The sequence below is a fragment of the Gilliamella sp. Nev3-1 genome, assembly GCF_001690435.1.
Lineage (GTDB): Bacteria > Pseudomonadota > Gammaproteobacteria > Enterobacterales > Orbaceae > Gilliamella > Gilliamella apicola_C.
The window spans coordinates 119327-140482 of record NZ_LZHN01000004.1 but is presented as its reverse complement, the minus strand read 5'-3'; the positions used below and the strand labels follow the sequence as shown (position 1 = coordinate 140482).

Sequence of the window (21156 nt, the reverse complement as noted above, 5' to 3'; positions counted from 1 at the left end):
TTCTAAACAAACAATCTGTGTGAACACTTACGAGCTCTTCGTAAGGAGGTGATCCAACCGCAGGTTCCCCTACGGTTACCTTGTTACGACTTCACCCCAGTCATGAACCACACCGTGGTAAACGCCCTCCCGAAGGTTAAGCTATCTACTTCTGGTGCAACCCACTCCCATGGTGTGACGGGCGGTGTGTACAAGGCCCGGGAACGTATTCACCGTGACATTCTGATTCACGATTACTAGCGATTCCGACTTCATGGAGTCGAGTTGCAGACTCCAATCCGGACTTAGACGTACTTTATGAGGTCCGCTTGCTCTCGCGAGGTCGCCTCCCTTTGTATACGCCATTGTAGCACGTGTGTAGCCCTGGTCGTAAGGGCCATGATGACTTGACGTCGTCCCCACCTTCCTCCGCTTTATCAACGGCAGTCTCCTTTGAGTTCCCGGCCAAACCGATGGCAACAAAGGATAAGGGTTGCGCTCGTTGCGGGACTTAACCCAACATTTCACAACACGAGCTGACGACAGCCATGCAGCACCTGTCTCACAGTTCCCGAAGGCACTCCCATATCTCTACAGGATTCTGTGGATGTCAAGACCAGGTAAGGTTCTTCGCGTTGCATCGAATTAAACCACATGCTCCACCGCTTGTGCGGGCCCCCGTCAATTCATTTGAGTTTTAACCTTGCGGCCGTACTCCCCAGGCGGTCGATTTATCGCGTTAGCTTCGGAGCCCATCACTCTAGGCAACAAACTCCAAATCGACATCGTTTACAGCGTGGACTACCAGGGTATCTAATCCTGTTTGCTCCCCACGCTTTCGCATCTCAGCGTCAGTATCTGTCCAGAAGGCCGCCTTCGCCACCGGTATTCCTCCACATCTCTACGCATTTCACCGCTACACGTGGAATTCTACCTTCCTCTACAATACTCTAGTTAACCAGTTTTAAGTGCAATTCCTAGGTTGAGCCCAGGGCTTTCACACCTAACTTAATTATCCGCCTACATGCCCTTTACGCCCAGTCATTCCGATTAACGCTCGCACCCTCCGTATTACCGCGGCTGCTGGCACGGAGTTAGCCGGTGCTTCTTCTGTAATTAACGTCAATTGTTGCACCTATTAGATACAACACCTTCCTCATCACCGAAAGTACTTTACAACCCGAAGGCCTTCTTCATACACGCGGCATGGCTGCATCAGGGTTCCCCCCATTGTGCAATATTCCCCACTGCTGCCTCCCGTAGGAGTCTGGACCGTGTCTCAGTTCCAGTGTGGCTGGCCATCCTCTCAGACCAGCTAGAGATCGTCGCCTAGGTGAGCCTTTACCCCACCTACTAGCTAATCCCATATGGGTTCATCAAATGGCGCATGGCCCAAAGGTCCCATGCTTTGGTCTCTCAACTTTATGCGGTATTAGCAGTCGTTTCCAACTGTTGTCCCCCTCCATTCGGCAGATCCCCATACTTTACTCACCCGTCCGCCACTCGTCATCAAGTGCAAGCACTCATGTTACCGTTCGACTTGCATGTGTTAAGCCTGCCGCCAGCGTTCAATCTGAGCCATGATCAAACTCTTCAATTTAAAGTTTGATGCTCAATAACTGTCTCTGACATATTCAAATGAATCTTCAGTGTCACTTATCAAGACTTAATTTTTAAGTCCATAGACTTTTCATTCTTCGTCTCGCAAGTGCCCACACAGATTGTCTGTTTCTTCTTTTTAAAGAGCTGACAGCCTTTTTAAATCAACTAACTTTTCGTTAATTTACTTCGCTGTCTCAAGGGTTGAGTATGTTACGCATTTCACTTGCCCACGTCAACCCCCTATTTCATAAAATTCTTTCTTTTCATTTCAAATGAATATTTTTTAGTCAAAATACAAGGTTAGAAGGTTATTTTTAGCTGATTAATTGCATTAACCGCTTTTTTAATTGCTTCTTCTACTGTTGCTGCTTTAGCTAAAGCAACTCCCATTCGTCTTATTCCGTTAACTTCAGATTTACCAAATAAGCGTAAATCAGTACCTGGAACATTTAATACTTTGTCCAAATTAGAAAAAGTAATGTGATCAGAGTTACCATTTGCTAACAATACCGCTGATGCACTTGGACCATATTGCTCAATTAAAGGTATTGGTAATCCTAAAATAGCTCTAGCATGCAATGCAAACTCTGAGATGTTTTGTGATATTAATGTAACCATACCTGTATCATGTGGTCTTGGTGATACTTCACTAAACCAAACCTGATCGCCTTTAACAAACAGCTCTACACCAAATACCCCATATCCCCCCAAAGCTTCGGTTATCTTCATAGCGATATTTTTAGCTAAACATAATGCATTAGCTGACATCTGCTGCGGTTGCCAAGATTCTCGATAGTCGCCTTTTTCTTGACGGTGGCCAATAGGTTCACAATATAAAACCCCGTTAATATGCCTAACAGTTAATAGCGTAATTTCATAATCAAAATCAACAAAACCTTCAATAATAACTTTACCCCTACCTGCACGGCCACCTTCTTGTGCATATTTCCATGAAGATTCAATATCAGCTTCACTTCTTACTAAAGATTGCCCTTTTCCCGAAGAACTCATTACAGGTTTAACTAAACAAGGGAAACCTATTTCTTTAACTGCAAGCTTATACTCGGCTTCATTTAATGCAAAACGATATGGTGAAGTTGGCAATTTGAGTTCTTCTGCGGCTAAACGACGTATACCTTCACGGTTCATGGTTAATTGCGTCGCTTTAGCTGTAGGAATAACTACAAATCCTTCTTTTTCTAATTCTAATAAAGTATCGGTGGCTATTGCTTCTATTTCAGGAACAATATAATTAGGTTTTTCTATCTCAATAATTTTTCTAAGCTCATCACCGTCTAGCATATTAATAATATGAGAACGATGTGCAACTTGCATAGCTGGCGCATTAGCATAACGATCAACAGCAATAACTTCACACCCAAAACGCTGCAATTCAATGACAACCTCTTTGGCTAATTCACCTGCACCACAAAGTAATACCTTTGTTGCACTTAATGATAATGGTGTTCCTATTTTTGCCATAATATTCTCTTATAGATTTATATCACTGTATTTTAATTAATAAGCTTAAAATAAAAATCGGGATAATTATCCCGATTTTTCTCAATTTAAAATTATACTGAATATGGATCTCGTAAAATCATAGTTTCACTTCGATCTGGCCCTGTTGAAATAATATCAATTGGTGTTTCGGTTAGTTCTTCAATCCGTTTTATATAGGCTTTCGCTGCTTGTGGTAAAGCATCATAACTTTTAACACCAAAAGTTGATTCACTCCAGCCTGGCATTGACTCATACACAGGCTTAACTAAGCCCCACTCTTCAGCAGACGCTGGAGCATTTTTTATCACATCTCCATTTGGTAATTGATAACCAATGCAGATCTTAACCTCTTTAAGCCCATCTAGCACGTCGAGTTTAGTTAAACAAAATCCAGATACAGAATTAAGTTGTACCGCTTTGCGAACAGCAACTGCATCAAGCCATCCTGTACGACGACGACGGCCTGTTGTTGCCCCAAATTCATTACCTTGCTTACAAAGGTACTCTCCTGTTTCATCAAATAATTCCGTTGGGAATGGACCAGCACCAACTCGTGTAGAATAAGCTTTAACAATACCTAATACATAGCCAACGTAACGTGGGCCAAAACCAGATCCCGTTGCTACGCCACCAGCGGTGGTATTAGAAGAGGTAACAAAAGGATAAGTACCATGATCGATATCAAGTAATGTACCTTGTGCACCTTCAAACATAATTCTCTCACCTTTTTTGCGTGCATCTTCTAAAAGAGAGGGAATATCAGCAATCATAGAAACTAAAATATCTGCTATTGCCAATGTATCATTTAGAACTTTTTGATAATCGACTGCTTCTGCTTTGTAGTAATTAACTAATTGAAAATTATGATACTCCATAACTTCTTGTAATTTTTCAGCGAAAGCTTGGCGATCACGTAAATCACCAACTCGAAGCCCGCGCCGAGCTACTTTGTCTTCGTAAGCAGGGCCAATACCACGCCCTGTTGTTCCAATTGCTTTGCTACCACGGGCTTTTTCCCGAGCTTGGTCTAACGCAATATGGTAAGGTAAAATTAAAGGACATGATTCAGAAATAAGGAGCCTGTCTTTAACAGGAATACCGCTATTTTCTAGCTCTTTCATTTCTTTCATTAAAGCATCAGGGCAAAGTACTACACCATTTGCAATAATACTTATCACATCATTGCGTAAAATTCCTGATGGAATTAAATGTAATACTGTTTTTTCACCATTAATCACTAATGTATGACCAGCATTATGCCCACCTTGATAACGAACAACATATTTTGCTTTTTCTGTGAGTAAATCAACAACTTTACCTTTGCCTTCATCACCCCATTGTGTTCCTAGCACAACAACATTATTACTCATAGATTATTTATCTCATTCTGTTATTTATTAGATTTTAATTTCATATATTGAAAAAATTGACTATCAGGACTAATGACCAAAATATCATGACCTGTAAAGCTTTGTTCGTAAGCTTTTAAACTACGAATAAAACTAAAAAACTCCATATCTTTACCAAAAGCATCGGCATAAAGTTTAGCTGCATTTGCATCACCTTCACCACGAATAGATCGAGATTGGCGTTCAGCTTCAGATAAAATCTTTGTAACTTCTAGTGTAGTCTCTGCTCGTATTTCATCAGCCTTTTTAACCCCTTGGAAACGTTGGTTTTGCGCGACAACTTTCCGAGCTGCTTTCATTTTTTCATAAATTGAATTAGATATTTCCTGAGGAAAATTAACTTTCTTTATACGGACATCAATGACTTCAACACCAAAAGATCTCATACTAGTTTTATTATTTTCAGAATCTTTTTCAACCTCGCTAATAGTCTCTTCAATAGATTCACTTTTGACCGCTTCTTGTGCTGTGCCATTTAAAGCATCTTTTACACGTGTCATAATAGAATTGCGAGAGTTATTATTGGTGTCATTAATAATATCAACGATATCTAATTTACCAACTTCGGCTCTTAAACGGCCATTTAACCGAGCAAGCAATAGGTTTTCAACACTATTACCGCCCGCAATAGTTTCATAGTACCGATTAAAATCAACAATCTTCCATTGTACAAAATAATCAATAACTAAATCTTTATTTTCACGTGTTATAAACTTTTGTTCCTTACCAACATTATCAGAACTATTTGTTGTTTGAATTTTAGAATCAACAACTTTTACATTATCCATCCCAGGGATTTTAAAATGTAATCCAGGATCTGATAATCTTATAATTTTATTAAATCGTAAAACTATACCCCTAGTTCCTTCTTCAATAACATAAGCACTAGAAAAAAACACACCAATTAAAATAAATATTATAGGAATCAATAATTTGCGCATACTTTCTCCTTACCTTCCCATAAATCGCGCAGTTCGCGTACTATTGCTGGTGCTAATGGTATTATTTGTATTACTATTAACCTCTTTTGATAATTCTTGTGTCGTCTGAGGTTGATGTTTTATTGTTTCAGAAGAGAGCACCATATTAGAATTATATTCACTATTTTCATTTAATAACATCGTTGGTTCAGAATGCTTTTCATTTGTATCTTTCAATAGTTGCTCTAGAGGTAATACCATTAAATTTCCGCTTTTATCATTAACCAAAATTTTTTTCGTTTTAGCCAATACTCTTTCCATAGTTTCAATATATAAGCGTTCTTTAGTAATTTCTGGTGCAGCCTTATATTGTGGTAAGATTTTTTCAAAACGAGCGACATCACCAGCAGCTTCAAGTTCTACTTTAACTTTATAAGCATTTGCATCTGCTAGAATTCTTGCAGAACGACCTTCTGCTTGTTGAACTTGCTTAACTTTTTCAGCAGCCGCTCTATTTATTTCACGCTTTTTATCTTCTTGAGCATTCATTGCATCGTTAAAAGCTTCTTGTACAGCTTCAGGAGGACGAGCTGATTGGAAATTAAGATCCACTATACTAATTCCCATATCATAATGATTAATCACATTAACCAACTCATCTTTAGTGCGAGTTTCTAATGCGGAACGCCCATCAGTTAAAATATCATCCATACTTGAGCTGCCTACTTCTGTGCGTAAAGCACTATCTGCAGCTTGTTGTAGACTGTCTTTAACATTAGTGACTTTAAATAAATATTTTATAGGATCGTTGATACGATATTGTACATTCATCTCAACAAAGACCAAATTTTGATCTGTTGTTATCATAAACCCATTTACATTAAAATTGTGCGTACCTTGTGTATCAACTTTATACACTTTGTCTATTAATGGTGGACTCCAATTTAATCCAGGTTGAATAATTTCGGGCTGAACTTGACCAAATCGGGTAATAACACCACGTTCGCTTTGATTAATAGTGTAAAACCCATTCCCTCCCCAAATAAGAGCAAGAACAATTATTATAGCACCAACAATTTTCGACGCATCCATCGGTAATTTAATGCCTGATGAACCGTTATTATGGTTACCTGAATTACTTTTCTTTAAGAGGTCTTTAATTTTATCAAATAAATCACCTAATGAATTATTGGGTGTTTTTTTGTTATTGCCTCCCCATGGATCATTATCTTGTCCGTTATTTCCGGGCTGATTCCACGCCATATATTATATACTCCATTTAACAATTAGTTATTATTTTGCTTATTGATTAAGTATAACAGATCTGGTTCTTGTTTACAGAGGCGATTCCATTCAATAGAGGGAATTCTCACATCTAAATGAAAACTACCATCCTCATTAATAAGTTCATGTTCAACCGCATTTAACTGATATAAACGGCTCCTTAGTTTTGCTAAGCAAGCTGGCAAGCTTAAATGGCAAACTTGAATTTGCTTAGCTAATCTTTCTTTCAAAGCAATAAATAATTGATCTAATCCTAAACCATTTTGTGCAGAAACCCAAACTCGAATTGGCATACCATTTTCATCTCGATCAATACCTGGTTGTTTACCCTCAATTAAATCGATTTTGTTCATAACGAGTAATGTTGGTATTTCGTGAGCATCAATTTCAAGCAAGACTTCATCAACAGCATGCATATTATCCAATAAATTAGGATCCGCTGCGTCAACAACATGTAATAATAAAGTGGCTTCTTGAGTTTCAAGTAGTGTTGCTTTAAAAGCCGCAATAAGATCATGTGGCAAGTGACGAATAAAACCGACCGTATCCGCTAAAACAACTTCACCAACATCATCAACAACGATTCGTCGCAGCGTTGGATCGAGTGTAGCAAATAACTGATTAGCAGCATATACATCAGCCTTTGTTAAGGCATTAAATAGTGTCGATTTTCCGGCATTCGTGTAACCAACTAAAGATATTGTTGATAGATCAGCTTTATTTCTTGATTGGCGATTTTGATTTCGCTGTTTTTCAACTTTAGCCAACCTTGATAAAATTAACTGAATACGCTGGCGAATCAATCGTCTATCAGTTTCTAATTGAGTTTCACCAGGGCCACGTAAGCCAATACCACCTTTTTGCCGTTCTAGATGAGTCCAACCTCGCACTAATCGTGTCGAAAGATGTTGTAACTGGGCTAGCTCAACTTGCAATTTACCTTCATGCGTTCTAGCTCGTTGGGCAAAAATATCAAGAATCAATCCTGTTCTATCCACAACTCGGCATTTACATAGTTGTTCTAAGTTACGCTCTTGAGAAGGTGTTAAAGTATGATTGACTAAAATAACAGAAGCACCAAGTTGTTTAACTTTTTCAGCTATTTCTTGTGCTTTACCTTCACCAATGAAATATTTGGCTTGTGGCGATTTTCTTGAGGTCGTCACAATATCGAGAATCTCTATTTGAGCAGAAGAAACTAATACTTCAAACTCTTTAAGATCCTCAATATTACTTTCTTGAGGGAAAAATACATGGACTAATAAGGCAGTCTCACCGCCTTTATATCGCTCAAACAATCAGAATCTCCACTGAAATATCAGCTTTCACTTCCCTCTTCAGGCTGAGATACGAGTCCAGAAATAGGTCTAGAAGGTACGACCGTCGAAATGGCATGTTTATATACCATTTGGCTTACAGTATTTTTTAGCAAAATAACAAACTGATCGAATGATTCAATTTGCCCTTGTAGCTTAATACCATTAACTAAATAGATTGATACAGGAATATGCTCTCGACGAAGCAAATTTAAATAAGGATCTTGTAATGACTGCCCTTTTGACATAAGTTTATCCTTTAAAAAGTAATTATATGAAGATAAAATAAATACACTTATAAATAATCAATGTATTTTTACATACTATTTCAGATACATCTAGTATCTACCAAAATAACATAAAAAGCACTTCTCTTGAACCAATCATATAAAATTTATGCACAAATAACTAAATTTTTAATAAATTTAAACCAAAAATATAAAAAAAAACACAAAAAATAGATAATTTTTTTGCATAAATTTATCTATGTTACAATTATATACTATAAACCACTATGAAGATTACTAATCATAATATTTTTTGGAAAATTGAATCCATATTATCATTATTTAACCATGTAATAGGTTGCTTCCAACCACGAAGCCAAGTGATTTGTCTTTTCGCTAATTGTCGTGTAGCACAAATACCTTTAAATATCATTTCATCATAACTTATATCACCATTTAAATATTCCCACATTTGCCGATAGCCGACACAACGGATAGCGGGCAAATTTAAATGCAAATCAGATCGTTGCATAAGCGCTTTTACTTCATTCTCAAATCCTTGATCTAACATCTGTAAAAAACGCTGCTCAATACGCTCATGTAATTGTGCCCTATCTTGCGGCATAATAGCGAACTGCATAATATTATATGGCAATGCCTCACCACTTTCTTGTGTAAGCTCAGTTAAACTTTTACCTGAAATTAAATAGACTTCTAAAGCACGATTAAGACGCTGTGGATCATTAGGATGAATTCGTTCAGCCGAAACAGGATCAACTTTTTTTAACTCTTCGTGAATAGATTGCCAACCTAATTTATTGGCTTTTTCCTCTATTTGCTCACGAATTGCACTATTGGCCGCTGGCAGCGGTGAAAGGCCTTCAATCAAAGCCTTAAAGTAAAGCATTGTTCCACCAACTAACAATGGAATCCGACCTTCTTTTAAGGTTTTTTCAATTTCAACAATGGCATCATGCCTAAAATTTGCTGCTGAGTAGCTCTCTGCTGGATCACAAATATCAATTAGTTTATGCGGGTATTTTTGTTGCTCTTCTTGAGTTGGTTTTGCTGTTCCAATATTCATGCCACGATAAATAAGTGCTGAATCGACACTAATAATATCAATTGGATAACGATCATAGAGCGCCATAGCAAATGCGGTTTTACCCGATGCCGTTGGTCCCATTAATGAAATAATTTTCGGTTTAGTCATAGTAAAATTGATTGAGTTAGAGATTGCATATCTATTGGATATAAAAATGATTCTTGTTGTAACAAATTAATATCTATCTGCTCTAACTGTGCTAATAATTGAATTACCTTAGATCCTCCCCAAATCTCAGTACAACTATCACAGTACTGGTTAGCTAACCAAGCAGCAATTTGAGTTGGATTGAATACTTCCTTTTCCGATGGTGAGATAAAACTAATTAAAGCAGGTAAAATTTGTTGCCAGTTCATTGCTCGCAACATTTTAGGCACGTTTTGTAAATACAATTTAGCTTTATCAATATAAAACTCAAAACCTAAAAAATTTAACTGAGATTGATAAGTAGATACAATTTGTTGCTCTTTATGATTAATTAAAATTGTTAATGGAATAAGCAATTTCTCAGAGTCTTGCGATAATAATTTAATTGCAACAACTTTTTGCTGCGCAATTGGCAATTTCATTAAAATGAGTTTTTGTTGATTATCTTCAAACTTTTCAAGCAATGCTATATCGGGCTGAATAACAGTTAACACCCGACCAAATTGTACTAATGATGAGTTATCAAGCTGTTGTTGTAATGATTGTAATGGTATATTTCGCTTAGGAAATAAAGCTTCGATAACCGCTTTTTGTGGCTCAGTTACTTCATGTTCTTCTGTCGATAAAAGCGTTTTTTTCGGCTCCGATTTTTCCACATCTTGAGCAAGATCAACATTCACCAACTGACCATACAACGCATTTTCTTTTGCATAATTGCTTGGTTTTTTCGATAACTGGCTACTTGCTTGATAAATTTTTGGTGCTGTTTGTTGGTTAAAGATATTATCACCAGCTGCTTGCCTATTAGGAGGTATTGTTACTTTTTCTTCCACTTCGGTTAAATTTGACCCAAGCGCCATTACAATAGCTTGATAAACAAAATCATGAACAAGCCTTGCTTCATGAAAACGCACTTCATGCTTAGCTGGATGAACATTAACATCAACTTGTTTTGGATCTATCTGTAAAAACACCACATAGCTTTGTTGTTCATTAGTACGACTGATGTAAGCCTGACGCAGTGCATGATTAAGTAATTTATCTTTGATGACTCGCCCATTAACATAAAAATACTGCAAATCACTACTTTCACTACTGGTGACCCAACCTTGAATGAGTAAATCATCATGCTGCCAATCTAATTTGACAGCTTTTTGCATAAATGCACGCCCGCACACCAATTCGACTCTTTTTTCAAGGGTGGATGAACGATACTGCTTAACCAATTTACCATTATGTTGTAAATTAAAGGTAACATCAGGTCGTGCAAGTGCAATACGCCGAACAAACTCTTCGATATGCATAAACTCAGTTTTTTCTGTTTTTAAAAAACGACGTCTTGCCGGTGTATTATAAAACAGATCAAGTACTTCGACAGTCGATCCTACAGGATGGGCAGCAGGTTTAATGATCGGTTTCATATCACGCCCCTCTGCATAAACTTGCCATGCTTCGGATTGTTCAACAGTACGTGAAGTTAATGTTAATCGAGCCACCGAGCTTATACTTGCAAGCGCTTCCCCACGAAATCCAAGACTAATAATAGCATCTAAATCATCTAATTTACTGATTTTACTTGTCGCATGACGAGCAAGCGCCAGCGCTAATTCATCTTTAGCAATGCCACAACCATTATCACGAATACGGATTAATTTACAGCCACCTTGCTCAAGGTCAATATCAATTTGAGTACTACCCGCATCAAGACTATTTTCAACTAACTCCTTAATAACTGACGCTGGACGTTCTACTACTTCACCTGCAGCAATTTGGTTAGCTAATTGCGGCGATAAAATATGAATTGCCATTAATGCTGTTCTCCAAATTTTGGATTTTGTTTAATATAATTTTTGATGCCTTGATAAATAGCGTTAGCGATTTTCTCTTGGTGGGCATTATTACTTAGTAGTCTTTCTTCATCCTCGTTAGAGATAAAGCCAACTTCAACTAAAATTGATGGAATATCTGGCGAACGTAATACACCTAAACTTGCATGTTCTGGAACAGATTTATGCAATGGTATTGTTCCTTTCATCGCTTTTAAGACTTGCATTGCTAACTGATATCCCACTTGTTGAGAATAAGAAAACTGTAGATCTAATACTGCTTGGCTTAAATGAGGATCATGATCATCACTAAGTGCATCACCAGCACCACCTAGTAATTGAGACTGTTTTTCACCTTTTTCAAGCCAACGCCCTAGCTCTGTATCTGCACGCTGAGTTGACAATACCCAAATTGAAGCCCCCGTTGCATTCCTATTTGGCGCAGCATCAGCATGAACTGAAACTAATAAATTAGCTTTATTTTTACGAGCAATTTCTGAACGTTGCGAGACAGAAATAAAATTATCACTGTCACGAGTCAGTACACCTTTAAAATTAGTATCTTTATTTAATAAGTTGGTCAGTTTTTTAGCAATTGAAAGCGTAACTGCTTTTTCATATAACTTATTTTGTCCTATTGCGCCCGAATCTTTACCGCCATGCCCCGCGTCAACAGCAATCACAACTTTGGTTGCATAAGCAGAGCTACAAAGCAGTACTAACATAAAAAAAATAAGTAGTTTTTTCATTGTCTTTTAATTGTTTATTTTTATTGTGATAAATTAAGAATCACTTGGCCTTTTTCGCTTTTTGCTTGTACACAAGCAGTGCGTTCAAGCGCTAAATAAGCTAAATGAATTTCGAGATCAACATTAGGCAAGATACCGCCTGCTCGCTCAGGCCACTCAATTAAACAAATCGATCGAGAAACAAAATATTCACGAATGCCCATAAACTCTAATTCTTCAGGGTCACAAAGCCGATACAAATCAAAATGATAAACTGAAAAATTATCAAAATGATAGGGTTCTACTAATGTATAAGTTGGGCTTTTTACGTTACCTTTATGGCCTAATTGTTGTAAAAAACCGCGACTAAAAGTTGTTTTTCCTGCGCCAAGATCGCCAATTAAATGGATAACAATTGTATCATCATGCTTAGACAAATAGTTTAAACACTGTTTGGCAAGTTTGCTACCAAACAAAATCGTTTGGTGCTCATTGGTTAAAATAATCGGTTTCATGATGAATTCTTTGCTCAATAATGATCTCTTATTATATACTAATAACCATTAAAGATGTACTAAACAAGATAACCTAGATTTTGTAAAAAACTTACAGGAAAACCTACGTTTCATTGTAAAAATGTGAAAAATAATGTTACATACTATTTCAACAGCAAATCCATTAGCTCTAGATCCACAACAAATATCCGCTCAAGATGCCATATTATTTTGGCAAAATGGGGTTGTTCTAGCTATCAAAAACAACCCATTATTAAATGATATTATCAGTAAAACGACGCATTGTTATATCATCAACAGCGATATTCAAGCTCGTGGGCTAAATGATATTATCGATTCAAGGCTTAAAATTATCAATATGCAACAAGTTGTTGAACTAACTGCTAGCTATTTCCCACAGATAAATTGGGAATAACAACAGCACATTAAGCTTACCATTAGCGGTGTTTAAAAACTAAATAATACCCATTTGCCAAACCTAAAACTGAGGTTTAATATAAATATTAACTGTAATCTGATTGTATTTAAATTTAATGGCTAATTTATTAACGCTATCGCAAATCAATAATTGTTTAAAAAATGGTGAGGTGATTGCTTACCCAACTGAAGCTGTTTTTGGTCTAGGCTGTGATCCCAATTGCGAATCAGCGGTATTAAAACTATTACAACTAAAACAGCGATCAATAGATAAGGGGTTGATTCTAATTGCTAGCCATTACCAACAACTAATACCTTATATAGATGAATCAACTATCACCAACGAACAAAAAAAGTTAGCCCTTACTAATTGGTCTGAGCCCATTACTTGGGTTTTCCCTAAAAATAAAAATACACCATATTTTTTGACCGGTAAATTCGATTCTATTGCTATACGGGTCACAAATCATCCTGTCGTTTGTAAACTTTGTGATCTTTATGGCAAACCAATAGTTTCAACTAGTGCTAACATTTCTGCTCATCCTCCTTGTAAAACAGCTATCGAAGTTGCCAAACAGTTTGGTCCAGATTTCCCTATTTTAGATGGTGAAACAGGTCACCGTTCACAGCCATCACAAATAAAAGACATTAAAACAGGTCAAATTTTTCGGCAAGGATAACGTTATGCAAAATTTATATATAGGTGTGATGTCCGGTACCAGCATGGATGGAATTGATATAGCTTTAGTGAATATTACCGAAAAAAAAGTTAAATCAATAGCAAGTGCATGCTATCCAATACCCAGCAATTTAAAACAGCATTTACTAACATTGTGTGAAACCAAGCAAACCTCATTACAAAATTTAGGTGAAATAGATCACAAGCTTGGTAAACTTTTTGCCAATAGTATAAATAACTTTTTAGAAAATAATAAGATAGATAAAAAACAAATTAAAGCCATTGGCTGTCATGGACAAACAATTTATCATGCACCAAACAGTAACAATCCATTTACCCTACAAATTGGCGATGCCAATATTATTGCCGCAAAAACAGGCATTACGACTATTGCTGATTTTCGCCGTAAAGATATGGCTTATGGTGGGCAAGGCGCACCACTCGTTCCAGCTTTCCATAAAGCTATATTGCAAAATAAACATATAAATCGCGTAATATTAAATATAGGCGGAATAAGTAATATTTCAGTACTAATTCCTAATCATACAGTTATTGGATATGACACAGGCCCAGGTAATGTGTTACTTGACGGTTGGATAAAGCAGCATTTAGGAAAAAACTATGATAAAAATGGATTATGGGCAAAAACAGGTAAAATAAATCAAGACTTATTAAACCTTTTATATAAAGAAGACTATTTTCAAATGCCCGCTCCCAAAAGTACCGGACGGGAGCTGTTTAACTTACCGTGGCTACATAAAAAATTAGCAGGAACACATTTAAAAGCACAAGATATTCAAGCAACACTGGTTGAATTTACCGCTTTATCCATTGCCAATGAAATTAATAAATTAAAGATACAAAGCACGTTACCTTGTGAACTTTTAGTTTGCGGTGGGGGAGCGAAAAACCCGCTTATCATGCAAAGATTATCGGTATTATTACCTTTATGGTCAGTATTAACCACAGACACAAAAGGCATAAACGGTGATGATATGGAAGCAATCGCTTTTGCTTGGCTTGCTTATTGTAAAATCAATAATCTTCCCTCCAATATTCCTGAAGTAACTGGCGCAAACCAAGCGGTTTGTTTGGGGGTTATTTATCAATAAACTAAAAAATAGATGAAAGTTAATTAAATCAATCCAAATTTTTGTAATGCTTTTGCTATCCCATCATTATTGTTAGTATCTGTTATATATTCAGCTTTATCTTTTAACGTATCAACAGCATTCCCCATAGCAATAGGGTGATCAACAGTTAAGAACATTTCAAAATCATTCATACCATCACCAAATGCATAAGTTGGTACATCAGAAAATCCCTTAGTTTGAAGCAACTGAGTAATACCATAACCTTTAGATCCTCCATGATTAAAAACATCAACACAGTAAGGCGTATTACGAATAAAAGTTAGCTCAGGAAAAACATCACGATAATGCAATTCACCTTCCTCACACAATAATAACAACATCTGGATAGGTTCTTTTAAATAAATCTGATCATCAACGGGAGGGACGGGTTGCTTAAGGTAATGATAAAACTTCTCAGCCGGTTGACTATGGGCTGATACACGCATCAATTCATCATTATAAAAAGATAAAGGAATATTCATTTTTTGTTTAGAATATTGATATATTCTAGCTATCACCTCTTTATCAATATCATTTGTAAAAACTTTTTCACCTTTATATAAAACAACCTGCCCATTCATACCAACAATGGAATCAATCTGAGTCCTTTTCATTAAATTAATAACTTCACAAGGTGTTCGGCCTGTTGCTATCATTGGGGTAATATTATTTTGTTTTAACTTTTTTATAGCTTCAATAGAACTAGGTAATATATCAATCTGACTATTAAATAGTGTGCCATCTAAATCAAAAAAAACGATAGCTTCAGGTTTTTCATTCATATTACAAATCCAAAATATGTTTAATAAAAGGAATAGTTAATTTTCGTTGTTGTGCAAGCGTTGCGACTTCAAACTTTTCTAACAAAGAAAACAATGTGCGCATATCACGGTTAACACGTTTTAATAAAAATAACCCAACTTCTGTTGATAATTCAAAACCACTTAATTGTGCTCTTAATTGTAAAGCTTTAAGCTTATCATCGTCACTAAGTTCTTTTAATTGATAAACTTGTCCCCAAGATAACCGAGAAACCAAATCAGGTAATATAAAAGAAATTTGTTTAGGAGGTGCACTTGCTGTTATCAGTAATTTACTCACATTTTTTTCAGTCAAACGATTAAATAAATCAAAAATAGCCTCTTCCCAATCCCTATGGCCTGCTATTGCATCAATATCATCTAAACAGACTAAATCATAATTATCTAACCCCTGTAAAATTTCAGGTACTAAATGATAATATTGCTTCAACGGGATATAACTAGCTAATTTGTTTTGGCTTGATGCGTGTAAAAGGTGCGTTCGACCCGCAGCGCTAACCGACCATATATAAAAGATATTAAACCCCTCTTTACCTAATAAGGATTGCAATGAATCAGACAATAATCGATTATCGCCTACATAAAAACTATCAAAAGTTTCATTATTGGGTAATGAAAAAGGTAAAGGCAACTGCGAAAGAGTAATAAAATAACCTCGTAATAAAAATACAATTATGTTAAGTATAAATTTGCTTTTACAAAAATCAATCACTTTTATAGAAAAGAAAAATATCCTGCCCCATAAATTATTTAATATGTACTTTAATTGCACAAAAACAGGTTAATCTACTTTTTAATAGAGAAACTAAGGCTAAATCAAACCCCTCTAGTCATATAAATATAATTTGCTTATTATAAAATAGTTTAACCATCTTACCCACAAAAAAATGACTATACTAAATTTATTTTTTAATAATAAATTAGCTTATATTTATATGAAAAATATTTTCTAACTGGTTTTATATTATGGCTAGGCGTTTTTTGTTGCTTTAGTTTTCGTACTTTTTATTTGTAAACAGCCTTAAATTTATTTTGGCTATTTTTTAATTAGGTATTTTACATATATTCTCTGCTAGTTTTGCTATTCGATCATCAGGCTTAACGCATAAAGTTCATAAAGATCTTTTGCAATCACAGCTACCTTACCACCTAATAGAAAAAGACAATCGTCTATTCAACCAAGATAAATTGCACTAGCAATTCCTTTTTCCAATAAGGTAAAACAGGCTCAGTAGGTGATACCACCATATGTGAACGATTATTTTAGATTAAATGTTATAGAAAAGTTTTATACTAGTATGTCTTGATCGCACATTGATCTTTTCAACTGATCCTATTAGATATTTTAAAATAGATCATCGGTATAAGTATAAAATTCAAGCAAACGAACTTATTTTTTTGTGGATAACTCTGTGATAAATTAGGATCACAAGCTGTTATAATCGCATTAATAACTTAATTCAAAAAAACATCTGTGGATAAATTTAGTAGTTATAAAAAAGTATACACAAAAAAAGATCCGATCAATTCACAGAATTAGATCACAAATAAGATCTTATAAAATATCTATAAAAATAAGTTATCAACAAAAAGGATCCTATTTAATAATAATAAAAATAAAAGATCATCTAAAAGATCTTATTTAATTTAGATCGCGATCGAAATAGATCATTTGACGTAATCGAAAAGATGAGTAAAATTCCCTACGCTAAATAACTAGATCACAGGATCTAAATTAGCGATCATCTATACACAAATAAATACGAGGCTTTTTTATGTTTTATCCAGATCTTTTTGATGTCATCGTTGTTGGTGGTGGTCATGCAGGAACAGAAGCCGCAATGGCATCAGCGAGAATGGGACGAAAAACACTGCTTTTAACCCATAATATCAATACATTAGGACAAATGTCCTGTAATCCTGCTATCGGCGGTATAGGTAAAGGTCATTTGGTAAAAGAAATTGATGCTATGGGTGGTCTAATGGCACATGCTATTGATCATGCAGGGATCCAATTTAGGATCTTAAACAGTAGTAAAGGACCTGCTGTGAGAGCAACGAGAGCACAAGCAGACAGATCACTGTACCGTAAAGTGATCCGCACTACTCTTGAAAATCAAGAAAATTTAATGCTCTTTCAACAATCTGTTGAAGACGTGATCATTGAAAACGATCAAATAACAGGTGTCAAAACACAAATGGGCATTTCATTTAAAGCTAAAGCTGTTGTTTTAACAACAGGTACTTTTTTAGATGGAAAAATTCATATAGGACTTGATAATTATAGTGGTGGTCGCACAGGGGATCCGGCATCAATAGGTTTATCAAAATCATTACACCAATATCCTTTTAGAATGGGACGACTAAAAACAGGTACGCCACCACGAATTGATGCGAGAACAATTGATTTTTCAAAACTAGGCACTCAATATGGTGATGATCCAGTACCCGTATTTTCATTTTTAGGTAATGCAAGTGAGCATCCTAAACAGATCCCTTGTTATATAACAAGTACTAACGAAACAACCCACGAGATCATTCGAAACAGCTTAGATCGTAGTCCTATGTATACCGGGGTAATTGAAGGTGTAGGACCTAGATATTGCCCATCAATTGAAGATAAAATAATGCGCTTTGCTGATCGAAATTCGCATCAGATCTATTTAGAGCCTGAAGGATTAGACAGTAATGAAATCTATCCAAATGGGATCTCAACAAGCTTACCGTTTGATGTACAACTCGCATTTGTACGTAGCATGAAAGGATTAGAAAATGCCAACATTGTAAGACCTGGTTATGCGATCGAATATGATTATTTTGATCCAAGGGATCTTAAGCCAACACTGGAAAGCAAAGTGATCAAAGGGCTATTTTTAGCGGGACAGATCAATGGTACAACAGGCTATGAAGAAGCTGCTGCACAAGGTATGCTTGCTGGCTTAAATGCAGCGCGTTTTGTTTTTGATCAAGATCAATGGTATCCAAGTCGCGATCAAGCTTATTTAGGTGTGTTAGTTGACGATCTTTGTACTCTTGGTACTAACGAACCTTATCGCATGTTTACCTCGCGTGCTGAATATCGTTTAATGTTACGTGAAGATAATGCTGATATTCGTTTAACAGAAATAGGTCGTAAGCTAGGGATGGTTGATGATTATCGTTGGCAGCGCTTTAACGAAAAATTTGAAGCAATCGAGCAAGAGAGAGCGCGTTTACGCGATATTTGGGTACATCCTCATATTGAAACGATTGATGAAGTCAATGCTGTTTTAAGCGCTAATTTAACCAAAGAAGCTAATGGTGAAGAGTTACTTAAGCGACCAGAAATGAGTTATAACACATTGAAAACGCTTTCTTTATTTTCACCTGGATTATCAGATGCACAAGCTGCAGAACAGGTTGAAATTCAAGTTAAATATGACGGTTATATTAAATTGCAAATTGAAGAAATTGAACGTCAAAAACGCAATGAACAAACAATTATTCCTGAACATATTGATTATGCCGAAATATCTGGATTATCGAATGAAGTTGTGGCTAAATTAAAACAACACAAGCCTGTTTCTATTGGGCAAGCGTCGCGTATTTCTGGTATTACGCCAGCTGCTATTTCAATGTTGTTGGTTTATTTAAAAAAGAAGAATTATGTTAAAAAAGAAACTTATTAATCTCATTGATCAAACGGATCTTTTGATCAATGAATCACAAATAGATCTATTGATCCATTATGTTGAAATGCTCAACAAATGGAACAAGGCTTATAACTTAACGGCGATCCGCGATCCTAATGACATGTTAGTAAAGCATATTATCGATAGCTTAATTGTATCGCCTTATTTAACAGGTAAAAGCTTTATTGATGTAGGAACAGGTCCTGGTTTACCAGGTGTTCCATTAGCGATTATTAATCCTGAAAAACAATTTGATTTAGTTGATAGCTTAGGCAAGCGTATTCGCTTTTTAAAGCAGGTACAGTTTGAATTAAAATTAACAAACATAAATCCTGTGCAAAGTCGTATTGAAGAGTACACTGCAAAAAAATTTGATGGGGTTATCAGTCGTGCATTTGCCTCTTTACAAGATATGCTAAGTTGGTGTAAACACCTTCCTAATGAGCAAGGGCTTTTTTATGCATTAAAGGGAAGTGATATTGATTCCATTCCTAATGGTTTTACGCTTAAACAAAATATTAAATTAACTATACCTGAATTAAATGCTGAAAGATGTTTAGTTATTATTAAGTAGCTTTATACTAAAGTGTCTACATAATTTTAAACATCTTTACAAGGTTAATTTTTACGTTTTTTTAGGTAGGCTTTTATACCATCAACAATTGCCTTAGATACTTGATTTTGAAAAGCTGCTGTTCTTAATTTCTTTTCTTCGGTAGTATTACTAATAAAGGCAGTTTCTACTAAAACAGACGGGATATCTGGTGCTTTTAGTACCGCAAATCCTGCTTTTTCAAGAGAAGGTTTATGCAGCTTATTAATCTTCTTCATTCGGCTTAAAATAGAATTGCCCAGTAAAACTCCATTATTTAATGTCGTTTTTTGCACTAAATCTAAAATGGTATTGTCCAAATATTTATCGCCGCTACGACTTACCCCCCCAATTTGATCGGCTTCATTTTGGGTTTGTGCCAGATAGCTTGCTGCGGAACTACTTGCACCACGTGTTGATAATGCAAAAACAGAAGATCCGCCAACTGAACGATTAGCAAATGCATCAGCATGGATAGAAATAAAAAGATCTGCATGTAAAGATCGTGCTTTAGCTACTCGTACTTTTAAAGGTATAAACACATCTTCATTACGCGTCATATAAACTTTTATGTTGGGCTCTTTTTTTAGCAAATTGTAAGTGCGACGTGCAATTTGTAAAACAATATCTTTTTCACGGGTTTTATTATAGCCTATAGCACCGGGATCTTCTCCGCCGTGCCCTGGATCTAACATAACAACAATTGGCGCGTTTTTCTTTTTATTAGCTGGTGTTTTTATTTCAGATTGTTTTTTATTAAGGTTTCCAGATTTATACTCTTCTAAAAGAGCAAGTAAAGGATCGGCATCGGAAGTTGAAGCGGGTTTAGATGGATAAAGATCCATTACCAAACGATGCTTAAATTTCGCTATTGGCGATAAAGTAAAAGTGTTTGGTTGGACGCCTTGTTTTAATTCGATCAGTATTCTAACCGTTTTGGGATCGCGTTGAACAACACGTATCGATTTAATATAAGGATCGTTTTTTAAAACTTTTGAAGAAATATTTTTTAATGTTGTATTTAAATTGACATCACTAATATCAATTGCGATTCTTTCGGGGTTACTCAATAAAAAATGCTTGTATTTTAAACTAATATTGGATTCTAAAGTGATCCTAGTATAAGTAGATGAAGGCCAAACTCGCACAGCAATAATTTGTGCCATTGAAGCAGCAAAGCCTACACGAGTGACAGATAATAAACAAGTCGCAAGAATACCTTTAACTAATAGGCGCTTTGTAGGACTGAATGTTTCTGACATATTTAATCTAAACACTTTAT

17 protein-coding genes, 1 rRNA gene and 1 pseudogene are annotated in these 21156 nt (G+C 35.8%); 5 read left to right on the top strand and 14 right to left on the bottom strand.

Annotated features, from left to right (window positions below):
- Positions 1–41 precede the first annotated feature (41 nt).
- The 11 genes and pseudogenes from A9G40_RS01385 to tsaE all read right to left on the bottom strand — a co-directional run bounded on the left by A9G40_RS01385 (position 42) and on the right by tsaE (position 12561).
- Positions 42–1579 (bottom strand): 16S ribosomal RNA (locus A9G40_RS01385).
- A 302-nt stretch (positions 1580–1881) separates the two neighbouring features.
- Positions 1882–3063, bottom strand: a complete 1182-nt coding sequence (purT, locus tag A9G40_RS01380) for a formate-dependent phosphoribosylglycinamide formyltransferase (protein ID WP_065581574.1) — start codon at positions 3061–3063, stop codon at positions 1882–1884.
- Positions 3064–3155: 92 nt separating this feature from the next.
- The gene (locus A9G40_RS01375; RefSeq protein WP_065581573.1) at positions 3156–4454 is read right to left on the bottom strand and encodes an adenylosuccinate synthase; all 1299 of its coding nucleotides are present in this window, start codon (positions 4452–4454) and stop codon (positions 3156–3158) included.
- 20 nt (positions 4455–4474) lie between these two features.
- Positions 4475–5434, bottom strand: coding sequence for a protease modulator HflC (gene hflC, locus A9G40_RS01370; protein WP_065581572.1), 960 nt, complete (start codon positions 5432–5434; stop codon positions 4475–4477).
- A gap of 9 nt (positions 5435–5443) precedes the next feature.
- On the bottom strand, positions 5444–6676 hold the full coding sequence (gene hflK, locus A9G40_RS01365; RefSeq protein ID WP_065581571.1) for an FtsH protease activity modulator HflK: 1233 nt from the start codon (positions 6674–6676) through the stop codon (positions 5444–5446).
- A 23-nt stretch (positions 6677–6699) separates the two neighbouring features.
- Entirely contained in the window at positions 6700–7995 is a 1296-nt protein-coding gene (hflX, locus tag A9G40_RS01360) for a ribosome rescue GTPase HflX (RefSeq protein ID WP_065581570.1), read from the bottom strand.
- A gap of 20 nt (positions 7996–8015) precedes the next feature.
- Positions 8016–8261, bottom strand: a complete 246-nt coding sequence (gene hfq, locus A9G40_RS01355) for an RNA chaperone Hfq (protein WP_065567290.1) — start codon at positions 8259–8261, stop codon at positions 8016–8018.
- Positions 8262–8541: 280 nt separating this feature from the next.
- Positions 8542–9453 (bottom strand): tRNA (adenosine(37)-N6)-dimethylallyltransferase MiaA, encoded by a 912-nt coding sequence (gene miaA, locus A9G40_RS01350; RefSeq protein WP_065581569.1) that lies wholly within the window; start codon positions 9451–9453, stop codon positions 8542–8544.
- Entirely contained in the window at positions 9450–11300 is a 1851-nt protein-coding gene (mutL, locus tag A9G40_RS01345; RefSeq protein ID WP_065581568.1) for a DNA mismatch repair endonuclease MutL, read from the bottom strand. Before mutL ends, miaA begins: the two co-directional genes overlap by 4 nt.
- Before the next feature lie 20 nt (positions 11301–11320).
- Positions 11321–12025: pseudogene (locus tag A9G40_RS01340) on the bottom strand (N-acetylmuramoyl-L-alanine amidase); the annotation flags it as partial.
- Positions 12026–12087: 62 nt separating this feature from the next.
- Positions 12088–12561 (bottom strand): tRNA (adenosine(37)-N6)-threonylcarbamoyltransferase complex ATPase subunit type 1 TsaE, encoded by a 474-nt coding sequence (gene tsaE, locus A9G40_RS01335; RefSeq protein WP_065581566.1) that lies wholly within the window; start codon positions 12559–12561, stop codon positions 12088–12090.
- A 133-nt stretch (positions 12562–12694) separates the two neighbouring features.
- On the opposite strand from tsaE, the gene tusB reads away from it, so the two are divergent.
- From tusB to A9G40_RS01320, 3 genes are all read left to right on the top strand, one after another.
- The gene (tusB, locus tag A9G40_RS01330; RefSeq protein WP_065581565.1) at positions 12695–12976 is read left to right on the top strand and encodes a sulfurtransferase complex subunit TusB; all 282 of its coding nucleotides are present in this window, start codon (positions 12695–12697) and stop codon (positions 12974–12976) included.
- 118 nt (positions 12977–13094) lie between these two features.
- Positions 13095–13658, top strand: a complete 564-nt coding sequence (locus A9G40_RS01325; RefSeq protein WP_065581564.1) for a Sua5/YciO/YrdC/YwlC family protein — start codon at positions 13095–13097, stop codon at positions 13656–13658.
- Between the two features lie 4 nt (positions 13659–13662).
- Positions 13663–14769 (top strand): anhydro-N-acetylmuramic acid kinase, encoded by a 1107-nt coding sequence (locus tag A9G40_RS01320; RefSeq protein ID WP_065581563.1) that lies wholly within the window; start codon positions 13663–13665, stop codon positions 14767–14769.
- Between the two features lie 23 nt (positions 14770–14792).
- On the opposite strand, the gene A9G40_RS01315 is transcribed toward A9G40_RS01320, so the two are convergent.
- Positions 14793–15572 (bottom strand): Cof-type HAD-IIB family hydrolase, encoded by a 780-nt coding sequence (locus tag A9G40_RS01315; RefSeq protein ID WP_065567297.1) that lies wholly within the window; start codon positions 15570–15572, stop codon positions 14793–14795.
- 1 nt (position 15573) lies between these two features.
- Positions 15574–16257 (bottom strand): DnaA inactivator Hda, encoded by a 684-nt coding sequence (gene hda / locus A9G40_RS01310; RefSeq protein WP_065580053.1) that lies wholly within the window; start codon positions 16255–16257, stop codon positions 15574–15576.
- A 1129-nt stretch (positions 16258–17386) separates the two neighbouring features.
- Here hda and mnmG point away from each other — a divergent pair.
- Together mnmG and rsmG are read left to right on the top strand one after the other, a co-directional pair.
- On the top strand, positions 17387–19279 hold the full coding sequence (gene mnmG / locus A9G40_RS01305) for a tRNA uridine-5-carboxymethylaminomethyl(34) synthesis enzyme MnmG (RefSeq protein ID WP_065581562.1): 1893 nt from the start codon (positions 17387–17389) through the stop codon (positions 19277–19279).
- Entirely contained in the window at positions 19257–19856 is a 600-nt protein-coding gene (gene rsmG, locus A9G40_RS01300; RefSeq protein ID WP_065581561.1) for a 16S rRNA (guanine(527)-N(7))-methyltransferase RsmG, read from the top strand. The genes mnmG and rsmG overlap by 23 nt, the downstream gene beginning before the upstream one ends.
- Before the next feature lie 44 nt (positions 19857–19900).
- On the opposite strand, the gene A9G40_RS01295 is transcribed toward rsmG, so the two are convergent.
- A complete protein-coding gene (locus tag A9G40_RS01295; RefSeq protein ID WP_065581560.1) occupies positions 19901–21136 on the bottom strand; it encodes an N-acetylmuramoyl-L-alanine amidase in 1236 nt (411 codons plus the stop codon).
- Positions 21137–21156 lie beyond the last annotated feature (20 nt).

Coding starts and splice junctions, on each gene's coding strand:
- purT (WP_065581574.1), bottom strand. CDS start 3,063: ATGGCAAAAATAGGAACACCATTATCATTAAGTGCAACAAAGGTATTA.
- A9G40_RS01375 (WP_065581573.1), bottom strand. CDS start 4,454: ATGAGTAATAATGTTGTTGTGCTAGGAACACAATGGGGTGATGAAGGC.
- hflC (WP_065581572.1), bottom strand. CDS start 5,434: ATGCGCAAATTATTGATTCCTATAATATTTATTTTAATTGGTGTGTTT.
- hflK (WP_065581571.1), bottom strand. CDS start 6,676: ATGGCGTGGAATCAGCCCGGAAATAACGGACAAGATAATGATCCATGG.
- hfq (WP_065567290.1), bottom strand. CDS start 8,261: ATGTCAAAAGGGCAGTCATTACAAGATCCTTATTTAAATTTGCTTCGT.
- miaA (WP_065581569.1), bottom strand. CDS start 9,453: ATGACTAAACCGAAAATTATTTCATTAATGGGACCAACGGCATCGGGT.
- mutL (WP_065581568.1), bottom strand. CDS start 11,300: ATGGCAATTCATATTTTATCGCCGCAATTAGCTAACCAAATTGCTGCA.
- tsaE (WP_065581566.1), bottom strand. CDS start 12,561: ATGAAACCGATTATTTTAACCAATGAGCACCAAACGATTTTGTTTGGT.
- tusB (WP_065581565.1), top strand. CDS start 12,695: ATGTTACATACTATTTCAACAGCAAATCCATTAGCTCTAGATCCACAA.
- A9G40_RS01325 (WP_065581564.1), top strand. CDS start 13,095: ATGGCTAATTTATTAACGCTATCGCAAATCAATAATTGTTTAAAAAAT.
- A9G40_RS01320 (WP_065581563.1), top strand. CDS start 13,663: ATGCAAAATTTATATATAGGTGTGATGTCCGGTACCAGCATGGATGGA.
- A9G40_RS01315 (WP_065567297.1), bottom strand. CDS start 15,572: ATGAATGAAAAACCTGAAGCTATCGTTTTTTTTGATTTAGATGGCACA.
- mnmG (WP_065581562.1), top strand. CDS start 17,387: ATGTTTTATCCAGATCTTTTTGATGTCATCGTTGTTGGTGGTGGTCAT.
- rsmG (WP_065581561.1), top strand. CDS start 19,257: ATGTTAAAAAAGAAACTTATTAATCTCATTGATCAAACGGATCTTTTG.
- A9G40_RS01295 (WP_065581560.1), bottom strand. CDS start 21,136: ATGTCAGAAACATTCAGTCCTACAAAGCGCCTATTAGTTAAAGGTATT.